Genomic DNA, 22,322 nt, shown 5'->3' on the forward strand with positions numbered 1-22,322 from the left:
ATTAAGACCGTAAGAATAATTTACCTAATTCATCAGGTGTAAATTTGATAATCGTAGGACGACCATGAGGACATACATATGGTTTTTCGGTACTAAATAAGTCCTCAATTAAGGTAGTCATTTGATACATATTTAAATTATGACCTGCCTTGATGGCCCCTCTACAAGATGCATAAGCTAACATTTCATGTCGTAATTGGGCCTTAGTAGGCTGTTGATGATCATGTAAGTAAGAGAATATATATTGCAGAATTTCAAATGCTTTTGACTCTACTAAATCTACTGGAGCCCCTACTAATTTTATCTTAGTAGGACCACCTAACTCTACATCAAAGCCAAGATCAAGTAATGTTTCTCGTTCTTCCTCTACTAAATTCATTTCATCATTTGTGGCCTCACTATACTGAGGAACCAAAATAGATTGCATAGGAATCGATTCAGAAGACTTACACAACTTATCATAACGCACACGCTCATGTGCAGCATGTTGATCTATGATATATAGATCATCACCTTTTTTAGCTAATATATAACAAGATGCAACTTGACCCATTGGTAAAAAGCCCGAGTTTTGAATTGTACGTTCTTCTATCTCTTCGTTACGAATATCGTGAGACAAGGATTTAAACTTCTCTACATCTTCCGAAGTATAACTAGTGTATGCAGTAGGAACAGCTTCAAAACTTTCATCTACAAAAGAGGATTGTTCATAAGTAGCCTTAGGTGCAGGTGGTGTATACCCCTTTGTTTTAAGATTTTCCACAAACTGCGAAGTTTCACCGCGCATGACTTCATAGCCTTTTGTACGGCGTCCACCAAAAACCTTATCATAATCTATAGCTGTTGCTATATGTTCAGCTGACTGCATCGAATCGTGTACAACAGTAGGTGCTTGATAAGAATCATAAGTAGTATTACCAGCTAAGAATGTACTATTAGAACTAAAATTCTTAATATCACTATTACTAGCAATATCATTACCATATTTATCGGATATGTTAGCAACTGTACCCGTCATATAAGATGATGACTCTCGTTCGTATCTCTCATGGAGTGGATTATTTAAAGCATTTAAGATACCGTGATATACGGCTTTAAATATAATCTTATCATCTGAGAATTTAACTTCACTCTTGCGAGGATGTACGTTTATATCAACCATTCTCGCAGGCACAGTAATATTTAGTACCACTAAAGGATGACCATTTTTCGGCAATAGTGCATGGTATGCATTATCGATAGCCTTCATTATGGTTTTATCAGAAATCACGCGATTATTGACGATAATGGTCTGCCATATCCTTGTACTTTTAAGAAGTGTGGGCTTACTCACTACGCCATCGATATAGATAGAATCACTTTCATAGGCAACAGTAAAAATATCTTCTTTGGTTTTATATCCATATAGCGCAGCTACAGTATCACTAATATCGCCATTTCCTGGTGTGATAATAGCTACCCGATCATCGATGATAAGCTTAAAAGAAATATGTGGATTACTTAGAGCTAATTTCCCTACAATATCTTGAATTTTAGAGGCTTCTGTACGCTCCGTTTTTAAGAATTTACGACGAGCCGGTGTATTATAAAATAAATCTTTAATTTCGATAGTTGTACCAGGTGCCGCACCATAAGGAATGCAATCGGTAAAGGTGCCGCCATCAACAGTAATACGAGTCCCCAAATCAGAGTCTGCTTTACGAGTAGTCAAAGAGAAATGAGATACAGAGGCAATACTAGCCAAGGCCTCCCCACGGAAGCCTAGGGACGCAATATCAAAGAGGTCCTCTACTTGTTGAATTTTAGAGGTTGCATGACGTAGAATCGCCAAGCGAGCATCTTCCTCCGTCATACCGATACCATTATCAGTAATCCGCATATAGGCCACACCGCCTTCACCAATTTCAACCTCAATATTAGTGGCAGACGCATCAATAGAGTTTTCAATGAGCTCTTTAATAACTGATGCGGGACGTTCAACGACTTCACCGGCAGCTATCTTATTGATTGTCGTTTCATCCAATACGTGAATGGTTGCCATTATTTCCCGCCTCCTTTACGAGCTTCCTCTTGTAGTTCATATAATTTATTTAATGCTTCAATTGGAGTCATACTCATTACATCGACTTCCAGTAAGCTATCTACTACGGAATGGGTAAATAAATTGCCTAGTGGAGAATCACTAACTTGCTTAACCGCTGGTTTTGCCACATTAGTAAGTTGAGCACCCATAACTCGATTATTTAAGTCACTTGCATCATGACTTTGATCTTCCAAGGATTCTAAAATCACTTCAGCTCGTTTTAATACAGAGTTAGGTAGGCCCGCCAGTCTGGCAACATGGATACCATAACTGCGATCTGCACCACCTTTAATGATACGACGCAAGAAAGCAACATCTTTCCCTTTTTCTTTAACTGCAACGGTATAATTTTTTAATTTACTATAGCTTTCTTCTAAGCAAATCAATTCATGGTAGTGCGTTGCAAATAAAGTCTTGCTATGAATGTGCTTACAAATATGTTCCACTACGGCTTGTGCGATACTCAAACCATCAAAGGTACTCGTACCCCGACCAATTTCATCGAGAATAATTAAACTATTATGGTTAGCATTTTCTAAAATATACGCTACCTCTTTCATTTCTACCATGAACGTGCTTTGACCAGTAGAAATATCGTCGCTAGCACCGACACGTGTAAAAATACGATCCACAGGTGAGATAGACGCTTCACGAGCAGGGATAAAGGAACCAATCTGTGCCATAATCATTAAGATAGCCACTTGACGCATGTAAGTAGATTTACCTGCCATATTAGGGCCTGTAATGAGTAAAAATTCTTCATCATCATGATTTAGAACGATATCATTTGGTACAAATACCTCACGTTTTAAAAACTTTTCAATAACTGGATGACGACCATCACGAATATTGATTTGACCATTCATTACAATAGTTGGACAAATATAATTTTCTTCATAAGCAACCAAAGCAAGAGAGCACAATACATCAAGGTCTGCAAGAGCACGTGCCGTTTCTTGCACATCTTTGATAACGAGTTTAATGTCATTGCGTAATTGTTGATATAGTTCGTGTTCCAACGCGATGATTTTATCTTTCGCACTGAGAATTTTAATTTCAAATTCTTTTAACTCAGGCGTAATATAGCGTTCAGCATTGGCCAGGGTTTGTTTTCGTATGAAATAGTCTGGTACTTGTTCTGATTTACTATGGGATACCTCGAAATAGTAGCCAAACACTTTATTATAACCAGTCTTAATTTTTGAAAGCCCTGTAGCTTCTTTAATATCCGCTTCCATCTTAGCAAGCCATTGCTCGCTATTAGTCGCTAAAGAACGTAGCTCATCTAAATCAGCATTAAATCCATCTTTAATAACACGACCGTCTTTTAATGTCAACGCTGGTTGCTCTGCAATAGCTCGACATAATAAGTCATAAATATCTTTATGATCTTGCATGCGCTCATTAATAGATGTTAAAGCTAGACTTGAACATGTACCTAATACATTCTTAATATCAGGTAGAACTGCTAATGACTCACGAAGAGCCGTTAAATCTCTGGGAGACACAGATCCGGTTTCAACACGACCAACGATGCGTTCAAAATCGTAAATACAATCTAAAAAGTTACGAATATGAGAACGTTTAGCACCGCGTGTAATAAGTTCTGAAACGGCTGCTTGACGACGTTGTATTTGATTTATATCAGTTAATGGACTTTCAAGCCATTGTTTTAAAAGGCGTGCCCCCATTGGTGTCAACGTACGATCTAGTACATCCAGTAAAGTACCTTTTTGTCCACCATCGCGTAAATTATGAGTAATTTCAAGGTGCCGCAAAGAAGATGTATCAAGAATAAGGCGATTACCTACACTTAATTGATGTACATAGTTGATATGAGAAATTTCAGATTTAATGATATCCTCTAAGTACAAAAGCATATAACCTAATGCTTCCCATACATCCTCTTCCATAAGGCCTAAATCACCGAAATGAGTTACAGCTTTTTCAGCTACTTCACGTTGTGTATAGTATGTAGAAAAAGGAGAAAATACGACATTACTAAATTGATTTTCAATAAAATCCTGAATATCTTGCGGTAATATCGTTCCTTCAGGCAATATGATTTCACTTGGTCTATACATGCTGAGTGCATCGTACATATCACTGCGTTTTTCACAATCAGTAATGCGGTGCCAAATAACTTCCCCTGTAGATACATCAGAAAACACAAGAATCCACGTATCTTTTACCATATAAAATAATGATAAAAAGTTATTTGACCGTGCATCGTTACCATTTTCTGTCATCACTGTACCAGGAGTAACAACTTTAATGACATCTCGCTTAACAATGCCTTTAACTGCTTTAGGATCTTCTAGTTGTTCACAGATAGCAACTTTATATCCTTTTTTTACAAGCGTTTCTATGTAGCTTTCAGCCGCATGAAAAGGAACGCCACACATCGGTGTGCGTTCCTCATCTCCTGTAGGACGACCTGTTAAGGTAATATTAAGTTCACGTGATGCGACTAAAGCATCCTCATTAAATAATTCATAAAAATCACCTAATCGAAAGAACAATAATTCTTCAGAGTATCTAGATTTAATATCTAAATACTGCTCCATCATAGGTGTTTGCTTTTTACTCATATTCACCTCATATATTATGAGTCATATCACAGATTCCGCTTATATTCGTATATTCCCATACGATTATTAAACAAATATATAAACGGGTATAATAATTTATAAACAATAGGTGCTAAGGACAACATACTTCCTGTAAAATTAATCAATCCAGTCTGTTTAAGCTTAGGATTCATAACTACAATTTCATGACCGTCCTTAGTTCCCCACTGAAAAGAAACATTCATTTTACTAAGCATATCATGTTGTTTAGTGCGTTTCGCCACATATGGAGAAATCATATCAAGATATAACGTAAACTCTTCAAAAGAATCAGTCAGCAAGCCTAAAAACTGCTTCATTTCATCCAATGTAAGATACATAACTACACCTTCACTAACAAGCAGTAGTTTTCGTCCATTTATCTCAATATTTTTAGTCCACAATTCATCAGTTATAGAACTCACTAAATTATGGACTCGTTCATGAGGCTCAAAAAATTGTGTACGTGCTTCAATCACTCCGGCAAAATCGATATTATACCAATCAATATAACCGTTGTCGACTCGATAAAACATAGTATCTAAACCGGCACCTAATGATACGACGATACAATCTGGATATAGAGATATAAAGTTTCGTATCTCTTCATCGATTACTTTTGCTCGTCCTAAAATTCCATAATAAGACATCTTAACATCTTTAAATTGATCAAAATCATAATCAATATGCTTTAAAATATCCCAGGATTTCTGATCCTTTAATACAGATTGATCTGACTCATAATCTTTCGCTCTTGCATATAGTGTCAATAATGCCGTTTCGCCTACAGCGTTTAAATCAAGTTTCATAGTTACACCTTCTTTGTAAAAATACAAAATGTAAATGGTGTTCATACCTATGAATGTCTTCAATATACAACTTTTATATTATTTTATTATTATAACACATATGATTTCTAATCAGCATCTATGGTAAAAAAGAACATCGCCACCACATGTTTAGCAAACTAATTTTAGATAAAAATTCTAACCTTAGAGTTAACATAATAGTGACGAGTTCTTTTTGATTCTAATAGTTTATTTTACAATACTACCATAACAAACCCATGTTTGAGCTTTATCGATATGAGCTGGTACAGTTTGACCAATTGATAGGGAGTCATCCTTAGGGAATAAAACCATTTTATTACCAGATGTACGACCGAACCACATGTCTTCATCACGAGGACTTGGTCCCTCTACAATAATATCAAATACTTGTCCTTCCATAGGTTTATTTAATTCATAAGAGATTTCATTTTGTACATCCATCAATGTTTGTAAGCGAACGCGCTTAATCTCTTCTGGAATTTGATCATCCATAGTTGCTGCTGGCGTTCCAGATCGCTTAGAGTAGATAAACGTATACGCCATGTCATAGCGCACATCTTTTAATAATTGTAATGTAGCTTGAAAATCTTCCTCAGTTTCTCCTGGGAAACCTACAATGATATCCGTAGTCACCACCACATCTTTTATTTTTTCACGGCAATAAGAAAGTAATTCTTTATAATGCTCTACCGTGTAATGACGATTCATTTTCTTTAAAATACGATTGGAACCAGATTGAATAGGTAAATGTAAATGCGTCACAATATTGGATGACCTACCAAGAGCATCAATCATAGACTTACTCATATCTTGAGGATGACTTGTCATATAGCGAATACGTTCTATACCAGGAATACCATCAAGAGCATCAACTAATGTACCAAAATCTGTACCATCTTTAAAATCTAGGCCATAAGAGTTTACATTTTGCCCCAATAAAGTGATCTCTTTAAATCCTTTAACCCCTAGGTCTGTAACCTCTTTAACAATGGCCTCTACAGGACGGCTAATCTCTCTACCACGTACATGGGGAACAATACAATAGGTGCAAAATTTATTACATCCATTCATAATAGGTACCCATGCATAAAAAGAGCCATTTGGTTTTGCCTCTAATTCAGGTAATACAGAGTTATCCATATCTACGTTGATTTGATGCGTATGTCCATGTTGTACTTCTTCAATCATCTCGTTAATATGTTGAATATTATGAGTGCCTAATACAATATCAATATGAGGAGCTCGTTTAAACATTTCTGCTTGATTTTTTTGAGCCATACATCCTGTGACGGCGATAATCAAGTTTTTATTATTACGTTTTAGTCTTTTTAGCTCACCTATACGCCCATAAACTTTAGTTTCTGCATTTTCACGCACTGCACAAGTATTTAGCAGAATTAAATCTGCAGTTTCAACATTCTCTGTTGGTATATACCCAACAGATTCCAGCTGATGCGATAATCGCTCAGAGTCGGCAGTATTCATTTGACAACCATAGGTGTAAATATAATAAGACTTCATTCTAACTCCTACACTTTAACAATCTTACGTTTTGTTTCAATAATATTCTTAACTTTAATGGACATGCGTTCAATAGACATGCCGGTAATATATTCAATTTCATTGCGAACAGATTTTTGTACCTGTTGCATTAACGGTTTAACAGGATATCCATGTTCAATAACTACAGCCATATCAACAACAAGACCGTTTTGACCTTTGTCGCTTTTTTTAAAAGAAATTATACTGGTCTCATCGACACCAGCTACTTTTTTTAACCCATTTCTAATCAATTTAATAATTACTTCATCGTCAAAAGTGAGTCGACCATAGTAGCTAAAAGCTGGCCGTACAACAGAACGTTCAAATCCTTCAGAACCAATTTGACCTAAGGTATCTTGATCTTGTTTTTTCAAAGTCCTGCGGCGCCACATGGTTTTGATTGGATCAATCAAATACCCCCTAAAGTGTGGCTTTAATTCCATAGTCGGCACAGGAATTATATGTTTACCCTCTTTAAGACGTGCATGTTGTGCCTTTTCAATTTCCTTAGGTGTTGCAACATCTTCTATACGAATATATCGATCAGGTTCTTGTAAGCCTAAAGCTTTAGTAATCTTCTTAACCATATTATCAGAAGTGCCGATAATCATAAGCTTATTAGGTTTAATCTTATCTAATTGTTCTCGTACGGATTTAACTTGTACTTCGTCTTGAAAAATAGCACGACGAACAGCTTTTAAACGACTAGACTCTTTTTTTGCAGAAAAGCCAGCTACAATTTTATTATCATGAATCAAAATACCATCATCGATGATACATTCAATTTTATTTTCATGAGCAACTACGAGGGCACGATGACTTTTACCTGTGCCACTACTACCTACAAACGCAACGACTTCCATAGTCTACCTCGTCATTTATAACAAACTAATATATTCTGATACATCCTTACCAGATACTAAGTAATCACCAAATCTATCAGGTTTCTTGCCTACAATACCATGGTAATCAGAACCACCAGTAATAAATAGCTTATGCTTTTTAGCGAATTCTTTATATCGCTCCACATCATCATCATTATGCTTTGAGTGATATACCTCCATACCATCAAAATCATAATTTAACATTTCCAACACATATTCATCACTGGTAACCAATTTAGGATGAGCCATAACAGCAAGTCCTCCAGCTTTATGTATAATATCAATAATATAAGGAACCTCTACTTTTACCTTAGGAACATAGCAAGGACTATCTTTTCGAAGAATACCTTTAAATACATCATTAATATCCTTGGCATAACCACCATCAATTAAAAGTTTACCAATATGTGGGCGACCATAAGCTTTAGTATCAGGAAATTGTTTAATGAGCTCTTCTTTTGTAATATAATATCCTTCATTGTTACAACGACGGATAATTTCATCGATACGTTCTTCACGTTTTCCTTTAAAAAACGTAATAAAATCGATTAAATCTTTATTATTTTCATCAAAACAATATCCTAAAATATGAATTGACTTATCTTTATAATCAGCACTAAATTCACAGCCATTTACGATTTTAATAGATTCATTAGGATCTAACTTCTTTTGAGCAGCACGCAATGCTTGAATGCCGTCTATTTCATCATGATCGGTTAAAGCCATCATAGATACATTACAGTCTATGGCATGTTGCAATAGATCTTTAGGTGTTTCAACACCATCTGAAAAGATGGAATGCATATGAAAATCTACAAGCATATAGCACCTCCATTCCAAATATTCTATCATTTAATTATGACTTATTTAATCTATTAATTCAAGTTTAGAAAGAAAAATTGCGACCCTAATGAACATTCACTAGAATCGCAATTCTATTATAAGTTTTGAAGCAATTCTGTTACTTTATCAGCTACAGAATCAATAGCACATGGAAGAGCTTCTCCAGACTTACGGATTTGAATTTCTACTTCGTTATTCTCAAGAGTATTTTTACTTACTGTAATGCGAAGTGGATAACCAATCAAATCAGCATCTTTGAACTTAACACCTGCACGATCTTTACGATCATCTAACAATACATCTACACCAGCATTTTGTAATGCAGTATAAATAGTTTGACTAGTAGACATTAATGCTTCGTCTTTTGCATTAATTGGGACAATAACTGCTTCAAATGGAGCGATAGAACGTGGCCAAATAATACCATTTTCATCATGATATTGCTCAATAGCAGCAGCTAGTGTACGAGATACACCGATACCATAGCAACCCATAATCATTGGATTAGGACGACCATTTTGATCTAAGAATGTAGCTTGTAATGCTTCAGAATATTTTGTACCCAATTTAAATACTTGACCTACTTCAATGCCTTTAGCATGTTCTAAAGCACCACCACATTTAGGACACACATCGTCCTTCGTGATCAAACGAATTGGAGCAATAATAATGTCTTCTACATTAAAGTCCCGTTTTGGATTGATATTAACATAGTGAGCATCTTTTTTATTAGCGCCACCACAAACATTGTAAGTTTCCATAACAGATTCATCAACAACAATAGCAAAATCTTCTGTTTGTTTTAAACCAATAGGACTGATGAAGCCAGCTGTTAAACCTACTTTTTCTAATTCTTCTGGTGTAGCCATCTCAGGCTCTACAGAGCCAAGTACGGCATGTTGTACAGCGACTTCATTTACTTCATGGTCACCACGAACGATGGCTAATACCACTTTACCATCAATAGAGAACACTACAGCTTTAATAGTTTTATGTAGTGGTAAGTTTAGCATTTCCGCAACAGCTTCAATAGTGCTAGCATTAGGAGTATCCACAACGGATAACTCTTGAAGAGCTTCTTCGTCTTGTTTCATGATACCAGGCTTGCCGATTTCAATGTTAGCTGCATAATCACACTTAGTACAATATACGATATCAGCCTCACCAGCTTCGGCAATGGCCATGAACTCATGCGTACCACTACCACCTATTGCACCACTATCAGCCTCTACTGGGCGGAATGTAAGACCACAACGTGTAAAAATACGTGTATATGCATCGTACATAGATTTATAGGATTCATCTAAACCGGCTTCATCTACATCAAAAGAATAAGCATCTTTCATAATGAATTCTCGGCTACGCATCAAGCCATAACGTGGACGACGCTCATCACGGAATTTACTTTGAATTTGATATAAGTTGACTGGTAATTGACGATATGAGTTAATCTCATTTTTAACGAGGGTTGTAATCATCTCTTCATGTGTTGGTCCTAGACAGAATTCATTATCATGACGATCATTGATACGCATCATTTCTGCGCCATATGCGTTCCAACGGCCAGACTCTTTCCAAATTTCTGCAGGCTGTAAAATTGGCATCATAATTTCTTGAGCACTAGCACGATCCATTTCTTCACGTACAATAGCTTCAATCTTTTTGATACTTCTCCAACCTAATGGTAAAAAACTATATAAACCATTTGCAGTTTTACGCATAAAACCAGCGCGAAGCATAAGCTGTTGGCTTACTACATCAGCGTCAGATGGAACCTCACGCAATGTAGGTGCATATAATTTAGTGGCTAACATAAAGACTCCTCATCTAAATTTTCTAAATATTGGTCAATTTCTCTAAACAATGTATCTACTAATTCGGCTTCTGGTACAGTCTTAATAACTTTCCCTTTACGGAAAATAATACCTTGACCATCACCACCAGCAATACCAAAGTCGGCCTCACGCGCTTCCCCTGGACCATTTACAACACACCCCATAACGGCAACCTTAATTGGCGCTTTTATGGCTGCTAGACGTTCTTCTACAATACCAGCCATATCAAATAAATTTACTTGGCAACGGCCACATGTAGGACAAGATATCATAGTGGCCCCAAAATTTCTTAATCCTAAACTACTTAAAATACTTCTACCTACTTCAATTTCGTGAATTGGATCTCCAGTTAAGGATACCCGTAATGTATCACCAATGCCATCGAGCAATAATGCACCAATCCCCATAGCAGATTTAATAGTGCCTTGTTTAATAGTACCAGCTTCTGTTACACCTAAATGTAACGGATAAGGAATCTTATCAGATAACTTACGATATGCTTCCACCATTAGAGGTACTTCTGTTGCTTTAATAGATAATTTCATTTGACGATAATCGAGTTTTTCTAAAATTCTTACGTGTTCTAAAGCTGTTTCAACCATACCATCCGCTGTAGGATGTCCTCCATGAGCATCGAGAATATGCTTTGGTAAAGAGCCTGCATTAACACCAATGCGAATTGGGATTTGTTTAGGTTTTGCCTTTTCAATAACGGCTAAAACCTTATCTTCACCACCAATATTTCCTGGATTAATGCGCAATCCATCAACATTATTTTCAATAGCTTCTAAAGCTAATCTATAATCAAAGTGAATATCGGCGATCAAAGGAATTGAAATGCCCGCTCTAACAGCTTTTAAAGCCTTTGCAGATGCCATTGTAGGAACGGCGACACGAACCAGTTCACAACCAGCCTCTGCTAAATGATTTATTTCTACAATTGCCTTCTCTGTATGTACTGGATCCGTAGTAATCATAGATTGAATACTTACCGGTGCATAATCGCCGATTTTAACTGTACCTACATAGATACCATTTGTTGGTTTACGTACAATCATTGTAATCTCCCATCTGTCTTATAGTAAACGGAAAATATCCTGCGTTGTTACATATAAGAATAATGCTACCATTAAGGCAACCCCAACCATTTGTATATACATAAGAGCTTTAGCAGGTAATCTACGGCCTGTTATAGCTTCCGCCAAGATAATAATCAAGTGACCACCATCTAAAACAGGTAATGGTAAAAGATTAATGACCCCTAAGTTAATACTAAGAAATGCAGCAAAACTTAATAGTGGTGCAAATCCTGATTGTGCAATAGTACCTGCCATTTGGGAAATTCCTACTGGACCAGATAATTCGGCTGCTTGTGTGCCACGAATCATATCGTAAATCCCACTGACCATAGCAACAATAGTTTGCCCCGTCCGACTAACAGCAAGGCTCAAAGATTCACCAATGCTATAAGTTTCACGAGTAAAGCTAGGGTAGATGCCAATCTTAGGACTATCTTGTTCCATTTTAGGTATTACCGTAGTCTCTATAGTTTGTCCTTCACGCTCTACAACAACAGTTACACCATGGTTTGCTGTGCCTTGTAAGCTAGGACGAATATCATCCCAAGTACTAATTTTTTTACCATCAATCGTAATAATTCTATCGTTAGCTTCTAAATGAGCCTGTTCTGCAGAACTACCTGCAATAATGTTACCAATTACAGGTTCATTTGTATATGTAAGATTTCCTACAGTCACATTGAGGCCAAAGAAAAGTACAATGGCTAATATAAAGTTAAATACAGCCCCTGCAGAAATAACAATAAATTTTTTCCACGCAGGTTTATTATAAAAGGAGCGCTCATTAAGAGGCTCGTCAGGTGTCATACCAGCAATACGATTAAATCCTCCAAGAGGAATTATACGAATAGAATATAAAGTTTCCCCTTTTTGTACTTTAAATATGGCTGGACCAAAACCTATAGCAAATTCATCAACTTGCATACCTGACATCTTAGCTGTAATAAAATGGCCTAATTCATGAATAAACACGATTAAACCAAATACAAATATTGTGGCTAATGCCGTAATCATATATTCTCCTATAACATCAACGATGTTGCCTTTTCACGGGCCCATCTATCGATGGATAATAAATTATCTAATGTAAAATCATCTTCTGGTCCCATAGATTCAAGAACAGAAGTAACGACTTTATAAATATCACCAAAGGCGATTTTATCTTCTAAAAAGGCATATACTGCCGTTTCATTAGCTGCATTAAATACAGCAGGTTTAAATCCACTAGCACGTCCCACCTCATACGCAAGTCGAAGTGCAGGAAAATCGTCATACCGTGGAGGTAAAAACTCCAATTGTAGTGCTTGAGTAAAATCAAGATGATTCATACTTAAAACTTCACGTTTTGGATACGTCAAAGCATATTGAATGGGCTCGCGCATATCTGGATTACCCATTTGCGCTAATATCGCACCATCCTTCATACGTATCATAGAATGAACAATACTTTGAGGATGTACTACTACATCAATATGATCAAAATCAAAACCAAATAACCAATGAGCTTCTATTACCTCTAAGCCTTTATTGAATAAAGAGGCAGAGTCTATAGTTATTTTATTACCCATATTCCAAGTAGGATGTCGCAAACAATCTGCAGCAGTTGCAGTTTGAATTTTACTAGAATCCCATGTGCGTAAAGGACCACCAGAAGCAGTGACAATTAAAGAATCAACATTGTCACGTTTCTGTCCTTCTAAGCACTGAAATATAGCACTATGTTCACTATCGATAGGTAGGATTTGCACGCCATGTTCTTTAGCTAAAGCCGTAATTAATGGACCTCCAGCAACAAGAGTTTCCTTATTAGCAAGACCTATAGTCTTACCTTGTTTTATAGCTTCCACTGTGGGCTCAATTCCCGCAGCACCTACAATAGCAGTAACAATCATTGTTGCTTCTTGAATTGTAGCTGCTGCAATGAGGGCTTCCTTACCACCTATCAATTTTGTAGGACCTGTATAGCGTGCTTGTAATTCTTTAAAAGCACCTTCATCTACAAGACCCGCCACCAAAGGTTTATATTCTTTAATCTGATGTTCTAAGAGGTCAATATTATGATGTGCCACTAAGGCAACCACCTTGAATTGATCTGGATGTTGAGACACCACATCAAGCGTCTGTGTACCGATAGAGCCAGTACTACCAATAATACTTAGGTATTTCATAAGTGTACCTCTATGAAATTAGTACAAAAATAGTAATATATATACTAATGTAATAGGAGCCGCAAATAATAAACTATCAAAGCGATCCAATACACCGCCATGACCTGGTAATAATGTACCAGAATCTTTTACATTACATAGTCGTTTAATCTTTGATTCAAACAAATCACCTAATGGTGCTAATATACCGCTAATCATACCTACATGGATTCCCATCCACCAAGGAATGCCAACGATATACGAAAATACTGCACCTGTAAGGATACAGCCGATAAATCCACCAATAAAACCTTCTAGTGTTTTATTAGGACTAATGGATGGTACTATTTTACGTTTACCAAAAGCTCGACCTGAAAAGTATGCAAAGGTATCGCTAGCCCAAGTAGTAAACAATAATAACCAAAGTGTAATAGTGCCCCAGTTATATAGTTCAAAAGGCATTGATAAATTCATGTAAATTGAGTCATGACGAATCAAGAGCAATGAAGTCATACCCATACCAATATATAATAAACCAAATACACTAAAGGATACACTAGACATCGAGTACTTAGTTTCACCAAATGTACACAACATATAATTGGCAAATAAACTTAATACTAAAATAGCTATAGCTATAATATACTGATGACATGCAAGAGCAATCATTAGCAATAAAATGCTAATATATCCCCATATAATGGATATCCGAACACGTTTAGCTTTACCAAGTAATACAAACTCACGCCACCCTAATAAAGCTAAAAGTGTAATTAGTACATCATACACTAATCCACCAAATGTAATGGCCCCTAAGGCAATAATAAAACCAATAACAGCGGTAATAACACGTGTTTTTAACATTTTTTATTCCTCATCACATAAGCCACCAAATCGGCGTTCTCGTTTCTGATATGCCGCCACAGCTTCAAGTAAAGTTTCCTTAGTAAAATCTGGCCAATGCAAATCGGTAAACCAAAATTCAGCATACGCTAGTTGCCATAACAAAAAATTACTAATTCTAAAATCACTACTAGGACGAATTAATAAATCTACATCACTAAACTCTTTAGTGAATAATTGAGAACTTACATATTCTTCAGTAATTTTGTCCATTGTAATAACGCCATCCGCAACGGATTTTACAATGTCGCGGATAGTTCTAACTATTTCATCACGCCCACCATAGTTAATCGCTAACTGTAATGTGAGGCCTGTATTATTCTGAGTTAATAATTCTGCATCTTGAATGATTTTTTGTAGGTCTTCTGAAAGCCCTCCAATAAAACCAATAAATCGAATGCGTACATTATGTTCATGCATATACTTAACATTATTATTTAAGTATTCTTTTATGAGAGACATAAGTAAAGAAACTTCCTGTTCAGGACGTTTCCAGTTCTCCGTGGAGAAACCATATACCGTAAGAGCTCTAATTCCGATCTCATCTGCGGCCATAACAATTTCTTTTAATACATCTGCACCAGCACGATGCCCCATGGAGCGCGGCATGCCTCTGCGTTTAGCCCATCGTCCATTACCATCCATAATAATAGCAACATGTTGTGGAATTATATTACGATCAATGACAGGCGTATCAGAACGTTTACGGTTAAATAATTTCTTTAGCATAGTCTACCTCGATAGAATTTCCGAAGTCGCTGGCAATCATTGGTCTATATAGTAGTATATGTAAGCACTCATCAACCTTTGTAATACGTGCCACATAAAATCCTTTATCTGAAATTTCAAAGAAGCGATTAAAGGATCCACCAATCATTACCTTAAAAGGAATATGGGCAGCCTGCAAACGAGACTTTGCAAGCTGCCATGGTATTCCAATAAGGCTATTAGAATCTAACATTATACTTCTAATACGTCCTTTTCTTTTACTGCTTTTAACTCATCGATTTGCTTAACTTTAGCATCGGTAAGCTTTTGGATTTGATCTAAACCGTCTTTAGCATCATCTTCAGTAATCGTTTTAGCTTTCTCTTCTTTTTTTAATGCTTCATTTACATCGCGACGAATGTTGCGCACTGCAACTTTTGCATCTTCAGCCTTTTTATGAACTACTTTAACGATTTCTTTACGACGTTCCTCAGTTAATTGAGGAATACTTAAACGAATTTGTGCACCATCATTACCAGGGTTCAAACCTAAATCAGATTGTAAAATTGCTTTTTCAATAGCACCAATCATTGTTTTATCCCAAGGTGCAATCACAATCATTCGAGGTTCAGGCACGGAGATATTCGCAACTTGATTAATGGGTGATAGACTTCCATAATAATCAACCATTACTTTATCAAGTAGTGCTACACTAGCACGGCCTGTACGAATAGATGCGAATTCATGTTTTAAAGCCTCAATAGACTTATTCATGCGGTCTTCTGCTTGTTGTAACAATTCTTTAATTTCCATATGAATTATTCTCCTCGAACAATGGTCCCTATCTCTTCACCTTTAGCAGCTTTTGTAATATTACCAGGAATATCCATGCTAAATACAATAATAGGAATATTGTTATCTTTACATAAAGTTGTGGATGTAGCATCCATTACTTTTAATTCTTTTGTGATAATCTCGTTATATGTTAATTCGTCAAATTTAACGGCATTAGGATTTGTCTTAGGGTCAGAATCATATACGCCATCAGCAAATTTCTTTGCCATTAAAATAGCATCGGCTTCAATTTCAGCGGCCCGTAATGCAGCTGTTGTATCTGTAGAGAAGTAAGGTTTACCAAGGCCAGCACCGAAGATGACGATACGTTTTTTTTCTAAATGACGAATAGCGCGACGACGAATATAAGGTTCTGCAATTTCTTGCATTTCGATAGCCGTTTGTACACGTGTATCTACACCAGCTTGTTCTAATGCATCTTGCAATGCTAAGGAGTTCATCACTGTTGCAAGCATCCCCATATAGTCAGCAGTAGCACGATCCATACCTTGATTGCTACCAGCTAAACCTCTCCATAGGTTACCACCACCAACAACAATTGCGATTTCTAAATCAGTGGATTTTGCTAAAGCAGCAATTTCTTTTGCAAATTCTTCGACAACATCAGGATTAATACCAAAACCTTGTTCACCTGCTAATGCTTCACCACTCAACTTTAAAACAATACGTCGAAAGTTTCTTTTTGCCATATTTTTACTCCTCTATTGCAAAATAAGAGAACACTGTACGGTGTTCTCTTATTGTTTATTAATTATTTACCAACAGATGCCATTACTTCTGCTACGAAGTCATCTTGGCGTTTTTCAATGCCTTCACCTAAACCATAGCGAACAAAACGACGTACGTTGATGTTTTCACCGATTTTTGCAATACTTTCATTAATGATGTCTGTAACAGTTTTATCACCATCTTTAATGAATACTTGTTCTAATAGGCAATTTTCTTTATAGAATTTTTCGATACGGCCAGCAACCATTTTTTCTAAAACAGCTTCAGGTTTTGGTTTGCGACCAGCTTTAACGTCTTCTTCAGCTTCTACTTTAGCTTGTTCCAATAATACTTGTTTTTCATGTTCAATGACTTCAGTAGGAACTTCTTCACGGTTCAAGTATGTAGGATTTACAGCCGCAATTTGCATTGCGATATCGCGTGCTAAATTTTGGAAATCATCAGTTTTTGCAACGAAGTCAGTTTCACAGTTAACTTCCACTAAAACACCGATACGACCACCAGCATGAATGTAGGATTGTACTACACCTTCAGCTGCAATACGACCAGCTTTTTTAGCTGCCGCAGCCAAACCTTTTTCACGAAGAAGGTCAACCGCTTTATCGATATTACCGTCAGTTTCAACCAATGCTTTTTTAGCGTCCATCATACCTGCGCCAGTCATGTCGCGCAATTCTTTTACCAAAGCAGCAGTAATTGCCATTATTTTGTTCCTCCTAGTATTAATTAAGGTAAGGATATAGTCCTTACCCCAATTATATATGTTATAGATTTATCTTTCAAATGCTAATACGACAACGATTAAGCTTTACCGTCTCGAACCATTTCAGCAGAGTCAGCTACCATGTTATCTAATGCTTCTTCGAAGGATTCGCCTTGACGACCTTCAAGAACAGCGTCAGCCATTTTACCAGCCAACAATTTAACAGCACGGATAGCGTCGTCATTTGCTGGAATTGGGAAATCAACTTCATCTGGGTCACAGTTAGTGTCAACTGTTGCAACCACTGGAATGCCCAATTTTTTAGCTTCCGCAATAGCAATTTTTTCTTTTTTAGGATCTACTACGAAAAGAGCACCTGGCATTTTAGGCATATCTTTGATACCACCAAGGTATTTTTCCAATTTATCCATTTCATGACGAAGACCGATAACTTCTTTTTTAGGCAATACTTCGAAAGTACCGTCTTCTGCCATAGCTTCCAATTGTTTTAAACGTTTAATACGAGTTTCAATTGTTTTGAAGTTAGTCAACATACCGCCCAACCAACGTTCGTTAACGAAGAACATGTTAGCACGGATAGCTTCTTCTTTAATAGCTTCTTGAGCTTGTTTTTTAGTACCTACGAACAAGATTACTTCGCCTTGGGAAGCAACTTCACGCAAGAAATTGTAAGCTTCTTCTACTTTTTTAACTGTTTTAGACAAATCAATGATATAAATACCATTGCGTTCAGTGAAGATGAATTTCGCCATTTTAGGGTTCCATCTTCTAGTCTGATGACCAAAGTGTACACCAGCCTCTAATAATTGTTTCATTGATACTACTGCCATTGTGGCACCTCCTGTTAATTAACCTCCGCCGCTTCATCCTTCGGGTCACCCAAAATTAGGCACAGTACCGAAGTCCACTGACGTGCATATTTTTCATACCTAATAATTCTAACAAAAAATCATAGCAAAAGCAAGCAAGGAGTGAGGAATTCTTTAAGTATTCCTCACTCCTTATTTTAAATACATTCTCTTTCTTATTGATGTACGATCTTATGTTCAAATTTGAATTATAGAATATTATGAAACTATTTATTCAATTATTGCGAATGGAGTCAATCATACTTGCACGATTTTCTGCTCCAAACACTGCAGAACCAGCAACTAAAACTGTAGCCCCCGCTCTTTTAATCGGTACACAAGTAATATCGTTAATACCACCGTCCACCTCAATGACTGCCGTTGAATTGTCTACTTCTTCTAACAATATCTTAGCTTGTTTAACTTTTTTTATGGCATTCTTAATAAAAGATTGTCCTCCAAATCCTGGATTCACAGACATAATTAAAATCATATCTAAATCTGCAGCTACATCTTCTAGTAGAGATACAGGTGTACTAGGATTCAATGCTACACCAGCCTTCATCCCACACTGCTTGATATGTTGAATCAAACGATGCATATGAGGTACAGTTTCTTGATGAAAAGTAAAATATTCTACACCAATTTTTGCAAATTCTTCTACATAATCACCAGGATTAGTAACCATCAAATGCACATCAAATGGTAATTTTGTATATGGACGAATGGCTTTCACAATGGGAGCACCAAAGGTTAGATTCGGAACAAAGTGTCCATCCATGATGTCGATATGTAATAAGTCAGCCCCCGCTGCTTCAATAGATTTTAATTCTTCGCTTAACACCGCAAAATTTGCGGAAAGCATAGATGGTGCAATTTTTATCATATTAAAACCTCTTTCGTTGACTTTCTATATCATTACGTATAGACATATAAGCATCATATCGTCCTTGATGAATATGACCAGCTTCTAGAGCAGCTTTAATCCCACAAATGGGTTCATGTTCATGATAGCAAGGATTAAATTTACAAGTATCAACATATTCACCAAATTCTGGGAATAATGTAGGCAATCTTTCAAGGGAAACATCATTAAATTCAATAGCACTAAATCCAGGTGTATCCATGATAAAAGAATCTGCATCTAAACTATATAAAGAAGCGTGACGAGTAGTATGTTTACCACGTTTAATCTTATCACTTACCTCCCCAGTCTGGAAGGCAAATTTGGGGTCTACCGCATTTAAAAGACTACTTTTACCAACACCAGATGGTCCTGCAAAAGCCGTTACCTTATGTTGAAGCACATGACGTAAATCATCAATGCCTGTCATATTATATGTGGATGTCATCAAAACCTCATAGCCGATTGATTTATAAAGATCAACCATAGCTTTCGTCTCTGAATCCATCAAGTCACATTTATTGATACATAGTACGATAGGTATATCCGCATGTTCAATCATAACGAGCATTTTATTGAGTAATAACTCATTAATATCTGGTTCATGGGCAGCCACAACTAATACAACTTGGTCAATATTAGCTACTGAAGGGCGAACCATCGAATTATGACGTTCATGGATGGATTCAACGAACCCATCCTCCGAAATCGTAACGCGGTCCCCTACAAGTAAACTATAGCGTCCTTGCTTAAGTCTGCCACGAACCTTACATTCATGAATGGTACCTGTATCATCTTGTACATAAAAGTACCCATTCATATTTTTGACAACAATGCCTGTAATCATAGTACCTCTTATAATGCAGTTTCTTGCACTAATGCACCATTGAGGTACACCTCAATACGTACATTACCTACACCAGACACTTTTTTAACAACACGATCTCCAGGTTTATTCGTATCATCATAGATTACGGCAGAACCTTCATCATCTTTTACGACAATTTTAAGTTCTTGATTTTTAGAACCCGCTGGTACAGTAACATCTATAGTACCAGTTGTTTTATTACCACTGTTTCCTTCTTTATTATCGGATTTCTTTTTATCATCTTTGAACTCAGTCGTAAGATTTAATGTGGAACCTTCATCAATTTCGTCGCCAGCTTTAATGCTTTGCTCTATAACCACAGATTTTTCTTCCACAGATCCAGATACTTGGTTTACACCTAGTTGAATATTACTCAATGTATCACGAGCATCTTTTAATGTCATACCAACAAGATTAGGTACTTTGACTTTCTTAGCCTTCGCTTTATTTACTACGAGATCAATTGTTGTCCCTTTAGACACTTTAGAATCTCCTGAAGGACTCTGAGCAATAATTACACCATCTTTTTTACCATCTACAGATTGCTGTGTTATTTTCCCCACAACTAAACCTAAATCTTTAAGTCGTTGACGGGCTTGATCGACAGTTAAATCAGTTAAATCTGGCACCGTAATATCGCCTACACCTTTAGAAACTACAAGGTGAATTGTCCGTTGTTCTTTAACCTTTTCTCCAGCCCCAGGTGTTTGAGAAATAACTTGACCAGCTGGCACATCAGGATTCGTAACTTCACTTGTAGACACACGCAAATGTTTATCTTCTAAGATATTTTTTGCTACAGAAACTTGTTTGCCTACCACATTAGGTACATCTACTGTTGTATTACTCCAGAAATTTCCGTAGCTTAAGAAAGCACCTAAAAATGCTACTAAGAAAATGACAGCAGCACCTAGAACGATGTATTTTTGTGGAATCGATGCAATTTTACTTAACATACTCTTCTTTTTACCCTCGTCTTTACGTTCTTCTTGAATAGTACTTAGATCTTCAAGTGCTTCAGGATCAACCGCAGGAATCATTTGTGTAGCAAAATCATATGGTTCATGACGTTGTGTTTTCCCCATTGTAAAACCTTGAGATAACCGCAAATCACTGATCATATCAGAGATAGAATCAAAACGATCTGCAGGATTTTTAGATAATGCTTTCATAACAACAGCTTCTAAAAGCGGAGGGATTGATGGATTATATCGAGTTGGAGGTTCTACCTTCTCACGAACGTGTTTTAATGCTACTGCAATTGGCGTTTCCCCTTCAAATGGTACACGACCTGTAAGCATTTCATACAATACAACACCCAATGAATAGATATCTGTATTTCCATCTACCGGTTTACCACTAGCTTGCTCTGGTGATAAATAGTGTGCAGAACCCAAAATCGAATTCGTATACATAACTGTGTTAGTTGCATTTATTGCACGAGCAATACCAAAGTCAGTTACTTTAACGCGCCCAGTATTGGTAATAATAACATTATGTGGTTTTATATCACAATGAACAATACCCATTGTATGAGCGTGTTCTAAGCCTTCAGCTATGGCGATAGTAAATTTAACAGCCTCATCTATAGACAGTCTTCCATGACGAGTTATATATTTTTTTAAGGTTTCACCATCTACATATTCCATAACAATGTAATGTAAATTTTGGTCAAAACCTACATCATACATATTTACAATATTGGGATGATTTAATTTACCTGCCGCTTGTGCTTCTCGTTTAAATCGAGTCACAAATTCATCATCATTTGCAAAATTAGCATGCAATACTTTTATTGCTACTTGTCTACCTAGTAAGGTATCTTCTCCAAGGTATACATCAGCCATTCCACCAACGCCAATTTTATCAACAATACGGTAGCGGTTATCTAGAAGTATGCCTTTTATATTCATAGTACTCATTATTTCTCC

General features: G+C 36.6%; 20 protein-coding genes. All 20 read right to left on the minus strand.

Annotated elements, in window-relative coordinates; all coding sequences use genetic code 11:
- Position 1: 1 nt before the first annotated feature.
- Positions 2-2,041, minus strand: coding sequence for a DNA mismatch repair endonuclease MutL (gene mutL, locus ACLRYO_RS02575; protein WP_004695719.1), 2,040 nt, complete (start codon positions 2,039-2,041; stop codon positions 2-4).
- The gene (gene mutS, locus ACLRYO_RS02580; RefSeq protein WP_278618076.1) at positions 2,041-4,674 is read right to left on the minus strand and encodes a DNA mismatch repair protein MutS; all 2,634 of its coding nucleotides are present in this window, start codon (positions 4,672-4,674) and stop codon (positions 2,041-2,043) included. Before mutS ends, mutL begins: the two co-directional genes overlap by 1 nt.
- 26 nt (positions 4,675-4,700) lie before the next feature.
- Positions 4,701-5,501 carry a class I SAM-dependent methyltransferase gene (locus ACLRYO_RS02585; RefSeq protein WP_004697379.1) on the minus strand — a complete coding sequence of 267 codons (801 nt, stop codon included), beginning with the start codon at positions 5,499-5,501 and terminating at the stop codon, positions 4,701-4,703.
- 228 nt (positions 5,502-5,729) lie between these two features.
- The gene (gene miaB / locus ACLRYO_RS02590; RefSeq protein WP_021148119.1) at positions 5,730-7,043 is read right to left on the minus strand and encodes a tRNA (N6-isopentenyl adenosine(37)-C2)-methylthiotransferase MiaB; all 1,314 of its coding nucleotides are present in this window, start codon (positions 7,041-7,043) and stop codon (positions 5,730-5,732) included.
- An 8-nt stretch (positions 7,044-7,051) separates the two neighbouring features.
- Positions 7,052-7,927 carry an Asp23/Gls24 family envelope stress response protein gene (locus tag ACLRYO_RS02595; RefSeq protein WP_004695710.1) on the minus strand — a complete coding sequence of 292 codons (876 nt, stop codon included), beginning with the start codon at positions 7,925-7,927 and terminating at the stop codon, positions 7,052-7,054.
- A gap of 15 nt (positions 7,928-7,942) precedes the next feature.
- Positions 7,943-8,770 (minus strand): PHP domain-containing protein, encoded by an 828-nt coding sequence (locus ACLRYO_RS02600; RefSeq protein WP_413084657.1) that lies wholly within the window; start codon positions 8,768-8,770, stop codon positions 7,943-7,945.
- 116 nt (positions 8,771-8,886) lie between these two features.
- Positions 8,887-10,605 (minus strand): proline--tRNA ligase, encoded by a 1,719-nt coding sequence (locus ACLRYO_RS02605; protein ID WP_004695705.1) that lies wholly within the window; start codon positions 10,603-10,605, stop codon positions 8,887-8,889.
- The gene (gene ispG, locus ACLRYO_RS02610; protein ID WP_278618075.1) at positions 10,599-11,684 is read right to left on the minus strand and encodes a flavodoxin-dependent (E)-4-hydroxy-3-methylbut-2-enyl-diphosphate synthase; all 1,086 of its coding nucleotides are present in this window, start codon (positions 11,682-11,684) and stop codon (positions 10,599-10,601) included. The genes ACLRYO_RS02605 and ispG overlap by 7 nt, the downstream gene beginning before the upstream one ends.
- Before the next feature lie 18 nt (positions 11,685-11,702).
- Positions 11,703-12,719 carry an RIP metalloprotease RseP gene (gene rseP, locus ACLRYO_RS02615; protein ID WP_008600853.1) on the minus strand — a complete coding sequence of 339 codons (1,017 nt, stop codon included), beginning with the start codon at positions 12,717-12,719 and terminating at the stop codon, positions 11,703-11,705.
- Positions 12,720-12,727: 8 nt separating this feature from the next.
- Positions 12,728-13,873 (minus strand): 1-deoxy-D-xylulose-5-phosphate reductoisomerase, encoded by a 1,146-nt coding sequence (locus ACLRYO_RS02620; protein WP_004695700.1) that lies wholly within the window; start codon positions 13,871-13,873, stop codon positions 12,728-12,730.
- An 18-nt stretch (positions 13,874-13,891) separates the two neighbouring features.
- The gene (locus ACLRYO_RS02625; RefSeq protein WP_024061702.1) at positions 13,892-14,716 is read right to left on the minus strand and encodes a phosphatidate cytidylyltransferase; all 825 of its coding nucleotides are present in this window, start codon (positions 14,714-14,716) and stop codon (positions 13,892-13,894) included.
- A 3-nt stretch (positions 14,717-14,719) separates the two neighbouring features.
- On the minus strand, positions 14,720-15,484 hold the full coding sequence (locus ACLRYO_RS02630) for an isoprenyl transferase (protein ID WP_008600848.1): 765 nt from the start codon (positions 15,482-15,484) through the stop codon (positions 14,720-14,722).
- Entirely contained in the window at positions 15,465-15,716 is a 252-nt protein-coding gene (locus ACLRYO_RS02635; RefSeq protein WP_004695694.1) for a hypothetical protein, read from the minus strand. The genes ACLRYO_RS02630 and ACLRYO_RS02635 overlap by 20 nt, the downstream gene beginning before the upstream one ends.
- A complete protein-coding gene (gene frr, locus ACLRYO_RS02640; protein ID WP_024061704.1) occupies positions 15,716-16,276 on the minus strand; it encodes a ribosome recycling factor in 561 nt (186 codons plus the stop codon). The genes ACLRYO_RS02635 and frr overlap by 1 nt, the downstream gene beginning before the upstream one ends.
- A 5-nt stretch (positions 16,277-16,281) precedes the next feature.
- A complete protein-coding gene (gene pyrH / locus ACLRYO_RS02645) occupies positions 16,282-17,007 on the minus strand; it encodes a UMP kinase (RefSeq protein ID WP_004697414.1) in 726 nt (241 codons plus the stop codon).
- Positions 17,008-17,069: 62 nt separating this feature from the next.
- Entirely contained in the window at positions 17,070-17,750 is a 681-nt protein-coding gene (tsf, locus tag ACLRYO_RS02650; protein WP_004695689.1) for a translation elongation factor Ts, read from the minus strand.
- 98 nt (positions 17,751-17,848) lie between these two features.
- Positions 17,849-18,601: a 30S ribosomal protein S2 gene (gene rpsB, locus ACLRYO_RS02655; protein ID WP_004695687.1), complete on the minus strand. Its 753-nt coding sequence runs from the start codon at positions 18,599-18,601 to the stop codon at positions 17,849-17,851.
- Positions 18,602-18,854: 253 nt separating this feature from the next.
- Positions 18,855-19,505, minus strand: coding sequence for a ribulose-phosphate 3-epimerase (rpe, locus tag ACLRYO_RS02660; protein ID WP_004695686.1), 651 nt, complete (start codon positions 19,503-19,505; stop codon positions 18,855-18,857).
- A 1-nt stretch (position 19,506) separates the two neighbouring features.
- Positions 19,507-20,370 carry a ribosome small subunit-dependent GTPase A gene (gene rsgA, locus ACLRYO_RS02665; protein ID WP_413084658.1) on the minus strand — a complete coding sequence of 288 codons (864 nt, stop codon included), beginning with the start codon at positions 20,368-20,370 and terminating at the stop codon, positions 19,507-19,509.
- 8 nt (positions 20,371-20,378) lie between these two features.
- Complete coding sequence (gene pknB, locus ACLRYO_RS02670; protein WP_278618207.1) at positions 20,379-22,304, minus strand: Stk1 family PASTA domain-containing Ser/Thr kinase; 1,926 nt, start codon at positions 22,302-22,304, stop codon at positions 20,379-20,381.
- Positions 22,305-22,322: the final 18 nt, after the last annotated feature.

The sequence above is a fragment of the Veillonella parvula genome, assembly GCF_047241225.1.
Lineage (GTDB): Bacteria > Bacillota > Negativicutes > Veillonellales > Veillonellaceae > Veillonella > Veillonella parvula_O.

What these genes read in the sequence shown, in the direction of transcription:
- mutL (WP_004695719.1), bottom strand. Translation starts at nt 2,041, where the DNA reads ATGGCAACCATTCACGTATTGGATGAAACGACAATCAATAAGATAGCT.
- mutS (WP_278618076.1), bottom strand. Translation starts at nt 4,674, where the DNA reads ATGAGTAAAAAGCAAACACCTATGATGGAGCAGTATTTAGATATTAAA.
- ACLRYO_RS02585 (WP_004697379.1), bottom strand. Translation starts at nt 5,501, where the DNA reads ATGAAACTTGATTTAAACGCTGTAGGCGAAACGGCATTATTGACACTA.
- miaB (WP_021148119.1), bottom strand. Translation starts at nt 7,043, where the DNA reads ATGAAGTCTTATTATATTTACACCTATGGTTGTCAAATGAATACTGCC.
- ACLRYO_RS02595 (WP_004695710.1), bottom strand. Translation starts at nt 7,927, where the DNA reads ATGGAAGTCGTTGCGTTTGTAGGTAGTAGTGGCACAGGTAAAAGTCAT.
- ACLRYO_RS02600 (WP_413084657.1), bottom strand. Translation starts at nt 8,770, where the DNA reads ATGCTTGTAGATTTTCATATGCATTCCATCTTTTCAGATGGTGTTGAA.
- ACLRYO_RS02605 (WP_004695705.1), bottom strand. Translation starts at nt 10,605, where the DNA reads ATGTTAGCCACTAAATTATATGCACCTACATTGCGTGAGGTTCCATCT.
- ispG (WP_278618075.1), bottom strand. Translation starts at nt 11,684, where the DNA reads ATGATTGTACGTAAACCAACAAATGGTATCTATGTAGGTACAGTTAAA.
- rseP (WP_008600853.1), bottom strand. Translation starts at nt 12,719, where the DNA reads ATGATTACGGCATTAGCCACAATATTTGTATTTGGTTTAATCGTGTTT.
- ACLRYO_RS02620 (WP_004695700.1), bottom strand. Translation starts at nt 13,873, where the DNA reads ATGAAATACCTAAGTATTATTGGTAGTACTGGCTCTATCGGTACACAG.
- ACLRYO_RS02625 (WP_024061702.1), bottom strand. Translation starts at nt 14,716, where the DNA reads ATGTTAAAAACACGTGTTATTACCGCTGTTATTGGTTTTATTATTGCC.
- ACLRYO_RS02630 (WP_008600848.1), bottom strand. Translation starts at nt 15,484, where the DNA reads ATGCTAAAGAAATTATTTAACCGTAAACGTTCTGATACGCCTGTCATT.
- ACLRYO_RS02635 (WP_004695694.1), bottom strand. Translation starts at nt 15,716, where the DNA reads ATGTTAGATTCTAATAGCCTTATTGGAATACCATGGCAGCTTGCAAAG.
- frr (WP_024061704.1), bottom strand. Translation starts at nt 16,276, where the DNA reads ATGGAAATTAAAGAATTGTTACAACAAGCAGAAGACCGCATGAATAAG.
- pyrH (WP_004697414.1), bottom strand. Translation starts at nt 17,007, where the DNA reads ATGGCAAAAAGAAACTTTCGACGTATTGTTTTAAAGTTGAGTGGTGAA.
- tsf (WP_004695689.1), bottom strand. Translation starts at nt 17,750, where the DNA reads ATGGCAATTACTGCTGCTTTGGTAAAAGAATTGCGCGACATGACTGGC.
- rpsB (WP_004695687.1), bottom strand. Translation starts at nt 18,601, where the DNA reads ATGGCAGTAGTATCAATGAAACAATTATTAGAGGCTGGTGTACACTTT.
- rpe (WP_004695686.1), bottom strand. Translation starts at nt 19,505, where the DNA reads ATGATAAAAATTGCACCATCTATGCTTTCCGCAAATTTTGCGGTGTTA.
- rsgA (WP_413084658.1), bottom strand. Translation starts at nt 20,370, where the DNA reads ATGATTACAGGCATTGTTGTCAAAAATATGAATGGGTACTTTTATGTA.
- pknB (WP_278618207.1), bottom strand. Translation starts at nt 22,304, where the DNA reads ATGAATATAAAAGGCATACTTCTAGATAACCGCTACCGTATTGTTGAT.